Genomic DNA, 7167 nt, shown 5'->3' on the forward strand with positions numbered 1-7167 from the left:
CGTGGCCGACGGACGATCCGGTCGGAGTGGCTGGACCGCTCTCCCGCCCGTCACATTATATATGTGTTCCCGGCAAATCGGGAGCCATGGGTTGGCACTCCGTCGAGGCCGTGGACGACGCCGTCGAGGTCACTCGCCGGTTCCTGTTCCCGGTCAGCCTCGTACGCTGGGCGAAGCTCGCTCTCCTCGTTCTCCTGATGGGCGGCGGTGCGAACACCGGCGTGTCGGTCCCCGTGGCTCCCGACGCCCGGATCGGGGGGGTTTCGGGGTTCTCCGGAGCCCGAGGGGCCGGCACGGAGACGGAACCCGGCGTCCCGGTACTCGACGCCGTCGTTTCGGACCTCCTCGCCGGTACGCCGGGCGATCGACTGATCGTCGCCGTTGCGGTCGTCGCGGTCGTCGCGGTCGTCGGCGTGGTCGTTCTCTCGGTGGCCTCGCTGTCGCTTCGGCTGGTCTTTTACGACGCGCTCCGGACGAACGAGGTCCGGCTGTGGCGGCCGTTCCTCGGACGGCTCCGGCAGGCGGCCGGCCTGTTCGCCGCCTCCGCGGCCCTCTGGTCGCTCGCTGCCGGCCCGATCGCGTTGGCGGTGCTCGTCGCCGTCGCGGCGGAGACGCCGATCGGGTGGGAGCCGGGCGACTCGTTCGCGGCGGCGGTGGGATCGCTCTCGATCGGTCCCGCGGTCGCCGCGGGGCTTCTCGGGGGCGCGGTCGTCCTGTTCGCGACGCTCGCGCTCCGGCTCACCTACGAGTTCGTCATCCCCGCGATGGTGGTCGGTGGGACCGGCGTCATCGCCGGGTGGCGCCGGGTCTGGCGCGCGGTCAGCGGGGCGTGGATGGAGATCGTCGTCTACCTCGCGGTCCACTTCTTCGTCGGCGTCGGAGCCGCGATCGTCGAGGGAGTCGCGCTCGTGATCGCCGGCTCGGCGGTCGCCGGGGTCGCCGGGGTCGCGCTTCTGCTCGCCGCCGTTCCTCTCGGTGGTCTCGGCGCGTTGGTGGGGACGACCGCCGGAATCGCGGTCGTCGCGGTCGTCGCGGTCGTCGCCGCGGTGACGCTGGTGGCGCTGACGCTCCCCGTCAGCGTCGTCACCCGATCGTACCTGATCGCGTACGAGGTCGCCACGATCGGCGGGATCGAGTCGGATCTGCGGCTGCTCCATCCGGACATCGATCCGGCGTCGACAGAGGATACTCCGGGTTCGGCGGGTGACGATCCCGCGTCGGCCGATTCCGATCCGGGGTCGACCGGCCGCGACTGAGCCGCTTCCGGGGATCGTCGAACGTCGAATCAGTATTCGACGGGTTCACATACCTTTTTACTCCGTTACCGAATTGGGGGAGACATGGGACTGGACGACGACGCGAGGGAGTATCATCGAGAGGAGCCACCGGGGAAGATCGCGATCGAGACCACCAAGCCGACGAACACGCAGCGAGACCTCTCGCTCGCGTACTCTCCGGGAGTCGCGGCGCCGTGTCGCGACATCGCCGCGGACCCGGAATCGGTATTCGAGTACACGGCGAAGGGGAACCTCGTCGCAGTCGTCTCGAACGGGTCCGCCGTGCTCGGGCTCGGCGACATCGGCGCGTCAGCGTCGAAGCCCGTCATGGAAGGGAAGGGCGTGCTGTTCAAGCGCTTCGCCGACATCGACGTGTTTGACATCGAGCTCGACATCGACGAGGTCGGCCCGTTCTGCGAGGCCGTAAAGGCGATGGAGCCGACCTTCGGCGGGGTGAACTTAGAGGACATCAAGGCGCCCGAGTGCTTCAAGATCGAGGAGCGGCTCCGCGAGGTGATGGACGTGCCCGTGTTCCACGACGACCAGCACGGAACCGCGATCATCTCCGGCGCGGCGCTGATGAACGCGACGGAGATCTCCGGGAAGGACCTCTCCGAAATCGACATCGTGTTCTCGGGCGCGGGCGCGTCCGCGATCGCGACGGCCCGCTTCTACGTCTCTCTCGGTGCGAAAACGGAGAATATCACGATGTGCGACTCCTCAGGAATCATCACCGAGGACCGCGTCGCGAACGGCGACGTCAACGAGTACAAGAGTCAGTTCGCCAGCGAGGGACCGGGCGGCGACCTCGCCGACGCGATGGAAGGCGCGGACGTGTTCGTCGGCCTCTCCGTCGGCGGGATCGTCTCGCAGGAGATGGTCCGATCCATGGCGTCGGACCCGATCATCTTCGCGATGGCGAACCCCGATCCGGAGATCACCTACGAGGACGCGAAGGACGCCCGCGACGACACGGTGATCATGGCGACGGGCCGGTCCGACTACCCGAACATGGTGAACAACGTGCTCGGGTTCCCGTTCCTGTTCCGCGGCGCGCTCGACGTGCGCGCGACGGAGATCAACGAGGAGATGAAGCGGGCGGCCGCGGAGGCGCTCGCGGAGCTGGCCCGCAAGGACGTGCCGGACGCGGTCGTGAAGGCGTACGGCGACGACCCGCTCCAGTTCGGCCCCGACTACGTGATCCCGAAGCCCCTCGACCCGCGCGTACTGTTCGAGGTCGCTCCGAGCGTCGCGGAGGCGGCGATGGAGTCGGGGTCCGCCCGGACCGAGATCGACCTCGAACAGTACCGAGAGCGGCTGGAGGCGCGCCTCGGGAAGTCCCGCGAGATGATGCGCGTCGTGTTGAACAAGGCGAAAAACGACCCGAAGCGGATCGCGCTCGCGGAGGGGACCGACGAGAAGATGATCCGCGCGGCCTACCAGCTCTCCGAGCAGGGGATCGCCGAGCCGGTGCTGCTCGGCGACTCCGACGAGATCGCGCGGACCGCCGACCGGCTCGGGCTCTCGTTCCGCCCGGAGATCGTCGATCCCGACGACCGTGACGTGTCCGCGTACGGAGATCAGCTCTACCAGCTCCGCAAGCGGAAGGGCATCACGAGCCGGGAGGCGAACGAGCTGGTCCGACGAGATACGAACTACCTCGGGAGCGTCATGGTGAAGTCGGGAGATGTCGACGCCATGCTGACGGGACTGACGCACCACTACCCGTCGGCGCTCCGGCCGCCGTTACAGGTCGTCGGCTCCGCGGCAGACACCGACACCGTCGCGGGCGTGTACATGCTCACGTTCAAAAACCGGGTCATCTTCTGTGCCGACACCACGGTGAACCAAGACCCCGACGCGGAGACGCTCGCGGAGGTCACCCGCCACACCGCCGAGCTCGCTCGCCGGTTCAACGTCGAGCCGCGCGCGGCGATGCTCTCGTACTCCAACTTCGGCAGCGTCGACAACGAGGGGACCCGGAAACCCCGTGAAGCGGTCGAGATACTCCACGACGACGAGGGCGTCGACTTCCCCGTCGACGGTGAGATGCAGGCCGACACCGCGGTCGTCGACGACATCCTCAACGACACCTACGAGTTCTCGGAGCTCGACGAGGCCGCAAACGTGCTCGTCTTCCCGAACCTCGAAGCAGGGAACATCGGCTACAAGCTGCTCCAGCGGCTCGGCGGCGCGGAAGCGATCGGCCCGATGCTGGTCGGAATGGACGAGCCCGTCCACGTCCTCCAGCGAGGTGACGAGGTCAAAGACATCGTCAACTTGGCCAGCGTGGCCGTCGTCGACGCACAGGAGTAGAGTAGCGGAGTTCGGTACTCTCAGCCCCGCAGGTACTTCCGGCTCGGGGTATTTCCGGCTCGGGGTATTTCCGGCTCGGGGTATTTCCGGCTCGGGGTATTTCCGGCTCGGAGTCGATCTCTCGCGGTTCACGCTTTTCCCACCGCTCGGATTCGATTTCCCGCAATTTTCCGTTCCTTGTCACGACAATTCCGGTGACGACGATTCGGCGATCGACGAGGTGATTGCTGCCGTCTCTTCGAAGATAATCGCTTGAGAGACACACCGTGTTTCCGGTGAAATGGGGGTGGTTGGGGGTGGGCGGGTAGTGGTGGCCGGCTGAGGGCGGAAATTCGGGTCTCCGGTTTCGAACGAACTGCCTCAAACTGCGCTATGAAACAGAAAGAACTATAAACAAGTTTTGAGTATAGTTCGCCAAGCCAAGAAAATGAAAGCTTGTGGAGGCCGAAGGCCGGTGTTTTCATCGGAAACTCGGTCTCTTGTTTCGTTCTTGTTTCGTTCTTGATCCGTTCTTGATCCATTCTCTCTTGTCCCGACCGAACGTTATTCCGACTAAAACCGGGTTCTTCGGCTGAAGATCGGATTCTCCGGCTGAAGATCGGATTCTCCGGCTGAAGATCGGATTCTCCGGCTGAAGATCGGATTCTCCGGCTGAAGATCGGATTCTCCGGCTGAAAACCGGGCTCTCCGGCTGAAAACCCGGTTCTTGTCCGCGGACTGGATCTCCGTCCGTGTTCCCATCCTTCCTAGGTTTCCATCCTTCGGCTGAAGTGGTGACACCGGGTTTCCGGTGAATCGAACCTGTCGGATGAGACCGTCAGTCGGTGTTTCACCGGTTTATACTAACGACTGGGGGATCGCCGTCCATTTTATATACACTCACTGGGCCACCCACCGCCCCACCGCCCCCACCCCCAACCACCCCCATTTCACCGGAAACACGGTGTGTCTCTCAACCCCCACTTCGCCACGGTCGAAGCGGAACGCATTTCACCGGAAACCCGGTGTCGATCCCATGGACGCAGCGGACGACCTCTTCACTCGGGAGGACCCGATCTTCGCGAACAAGGAACTCCTCGAGATCAGCCATCTCCCCGGAGAGGGTCGGATCGTCGGCCGCGACGACGAGATCGCCGACCTCGCGACGGCGGTCAATCCCGCGATTTTCGGTCAGAGTCCGAGTAACGTTCTGATCTACGGGAAGACCGGGACCGGGAAGTCGCTCTGCGCGAAGTACGTCTCCAAACGCCTCGTTTCGACGGCGGGCGAGGAAGGCGTCAACGCGACGTTCGCGTACGTCGACTGCGCGCAGGACACGACCGAAACGCAGGCCGTTCAGACCATCGCCGACGCGGTCAACGATCCTGACGCCACCGGAATCAACGTCCCGGACAAAGGCCTCTCGACGTCAACGTACTATAAGCGGCTCTGGCGTATCCTCGACCAGCGGTACGACGTGGTTCTCATCATCCTCGACGAGATCGACAAACTCGACGACGACGCCATCCTGATGCAGCTGTCTCGGGCCGGCGAGGCGGGCAAGATCACCGACTGCAAGCTCGGGGTGGTCGGGATCAGCAACAAGATCCAGTACAAGGACCGCATGGACGAACGCGTCAAATCGAGCCTCTGTGAACGGGAGTTCGTCTTTCCCCCGTACGACGCCAACCAGCTCCGGGAGATCATGCAGGCGCGCGCGGACGCGTTCCACGCCGACGTACTCGAACCGTCGACGATTCCACGGGCCGCCGCGCTCGCCGCGCGCGAACACGGCGATGCGCGCAAGGCCATCGACATTCTCCGATACGCCGGCGAGATCGCACAGAGCAACGGCGAGCCGACCGTCAGAGAGGAGTTCGTCACGCAGGCACGCGAGCGCGCGGAGACTGACCGGTTCCGCGAACTCATCCGCGGGTCGACGCCGCACTCCCGGTACGTCCTTCAGGCGCTCGCGCTGCTGTCGCTTTCGAGCGGTCGTCAGGACGGCTTCCGAACCAGCCGCGTGTACGAGATCTACGAAAACATCTGCCGTCAGGAGGGCTCGGACAGCCTCTCGCTCCGTCGAGTCCGTGATCTCCTCAAAGAACACGCCTTCCTCGACATCATCGAACAGTCGAAACACAGCGGTGGGAGCGCGGAAGGGAGTTACACGAAACACCAACTGTTGGAGGACCCGAGCGTCGTTAAAGAGGTCCTGACCGAAGATTCCTCACAGTAGCCGGCCTGAAAAGCAGTTCCGTCCTTACTGGGCCGACCCGGCCCGATCCTCGATCCGACCGCCTGTTTCTCGTCGTCTTTCGTGCCACCGCAGTTCGCACCACCGCAATTCGATCGCGATCCGAGCGCGCTCCGGGGGCGCCGCGCTACCCCAGCAGGCCGAGCCCCTCGATCCGCTCGACGATCTCCTTTACGGCCTCCTCCGCGTCGTCGGTCCGCTTCCCGCCCGTGATGACAATCTTCCCGCTCCCGAACAGGAGAATCACGACTTCCGGTTTGTCCATCCGGTACACGAGACCGGGGAACTGCTCGGGTTCGTACTCGACATCTTCGAGCCCGAGCCCGATCGCGAGCGCGTTGAGGTTGAGGTTGTGCCCGAGGTCGGCGCTCGACACGATGTTCTGAACGGTTATCTCCGGGTCGTCCTCGACCGGGATCTGTAGCCCGCGGAGCTTCTCGAAGATGATCCCGAGCGCCTCGTGGACGTCGTCGATACTCTTCGCACCCGTGCAGACGATCTTCCCCGACCGGAAGATGAGCGCCGCCGCCTTCGGCTCTTGGGTCCGGTAAACGAGCCCCGGGAAGTTGTCGGGGTTGAAGTCCGCGCCCGGAAGATCCTCGGCGAGCGCCTCCAAATCGAGTTCTTGGCCGATCCCCGTCGATGCAACTACGTTCTGGATCTCGATCGAATCTGCAGGGTTCGTCATCGTTCGCTTTTATATGCGTTCCCCTCCCTTATAAACGCCCGTGGTATAAACGACCGCTCGGTCGTCGGCCGTTGCGCCGAGCGGCGCCCTTTTGCGAACCCACGCACCCACCGACGAACGGGAAGTATCGTTTCACAGTTGAGATCGGCAAACCGGTCTCGGTTCTCGGTTTGTCACGCGGATCGGTGTCGCCGAAGTCAATGATAAACTTTTGATAATTCTCGGCGTTTCAGGGTCGCTGGTTGAGCCGTCCGGGTCGACCTCTCACCTGTTTCGTACACCGGCAATTCGATCTCCTCGTGCGAACTGCTCCCAATGAAAACGCATGACGTGGCGCCGATGGTTCGACGGGGTTAAGTACAACCCGGCATTCGTGTTAGATGCGAAGGTCCCCCGGCGCGGGGGACAACGGTCGGCCGCATCGCGGCCGGTCGAAGCGTTCCGACGTGCTTAAGTGTATAAGCCCGTTCGGTTGAAACGCGAAGAACGCACCGCGAACTCGGGACGTTCAATTCGTCCCGGTTTCGCAGAGTCGGTTTATCCGACTCACCCGAATGAGGATTTCGCCCCCTGCGCTCCGGCGTAAGCGGAAATCTGATGTGAGCCGTGGTCGTTCGGTGTCATCCAGGTCGCTGGGTGGACCGGACACC

The 7167-nt window shown here is 64.0% G+C and carries 4 protein-coding genes; 3 read left to right on the top strand and 1 reads right to left on the bottom strand.

From position 1 onward, the window contains the following. The first annotated feature begins 86 nt into the window (after positions 1–86). The 3 genes from ESO89_RS16130 (at position 87) to ESO89_RS16140 (ending at position 5811) form a co-directional block, all read left to right on the top strand. A complete protein-coding gene (locus tag ESO89_RS16130) occupies positions 87–1256 on the top strand; it encodes a DUF7544 domain-containing protein (protein ID WP_128906457.1) in 1170 nt (389 codons plus the stop codon). A gap of 84 nt (positions 1257–1340) precedes the next feature. Next, entirely contained in the window at positions 1341–3593 is a 2253-nt protein-coding gene (locus ESO89_RS16135; protein WP_128906458.1) for an NADP-dependent malic enzyme, read from the top strand. Between the two features lie 1015 nt (positions 3594–4608). Next, positions 4609–5811 (top strand): Cdc6/Cdc18 family protein, encoded by a 1203-nt coding sequence (locus ESO89_RS16140; RefSeq protein ID WP_128906459.1) that lies wholly within the window; start codon positions 4609–4611, stop codon positions 5809–5811. A 145-nt stretch (positions 5812–5956) separates the two neighbouring features. Here ESO89_RS16140 and ESO89_RS16145 read toward each other — a convergent pair whose 3' ends face one another. Next, complete coding sequence (locus ESO89_RS16145; RefSeq protein ID WP_128906460.1) at positions 5957–6517, bottom strand: TATA-box-binding protein; 561 nt, start codon at positions 6515–6517, stop codon at positions 5957–5959. Between the last annotated feature and the right edge of the window lie 650 nt (positions 6518–7167).

Source organism: Halorubrum amylolyticum (genome assembly GCF_004114995.1).
In the GTDB taxonomy this organism is placed as follows: domain Archaea; phylum Halobacteriota; class Halobacteria; order Halobacteriales; family Haloferacaceae; genus Halorubrum; species Halorubrum amylolyticum.

What these genes read in the sequence shown, in the direction of transcription:
- ESO89_RS16130 (WP_128906457.1), top strand. Translation starts at nt 87, where the DNA reads ATGGGTTGGCACTCCGTCGAGGCCGTGGACGACGCCGTCGAGGTCACT.
- ESO89_RS16135 (WP_128906458.1), top strand. Translation starts at nt 1,341, where the DNA reads ATGGGACTGGACGACGACGCGAGGGAGTATCATCGAGAGGAGCCACCG.
- ESO89_RS16140 (WP_128906459.1), top strand. Translation starts at nt 4,609, where the DNA reads ATGGACGCAGCGGACGACCTCTTCACTCGGGAGGACCCGATCTTCGCG.
- ESO89_RS16145 (WP_128906460.1), bottom strand. Translation starts at nt 6,517, where the DNA reads ATGACGAACCCTGCAGATTCGATCGAGATCCAGAACGTAGTTGCATCG.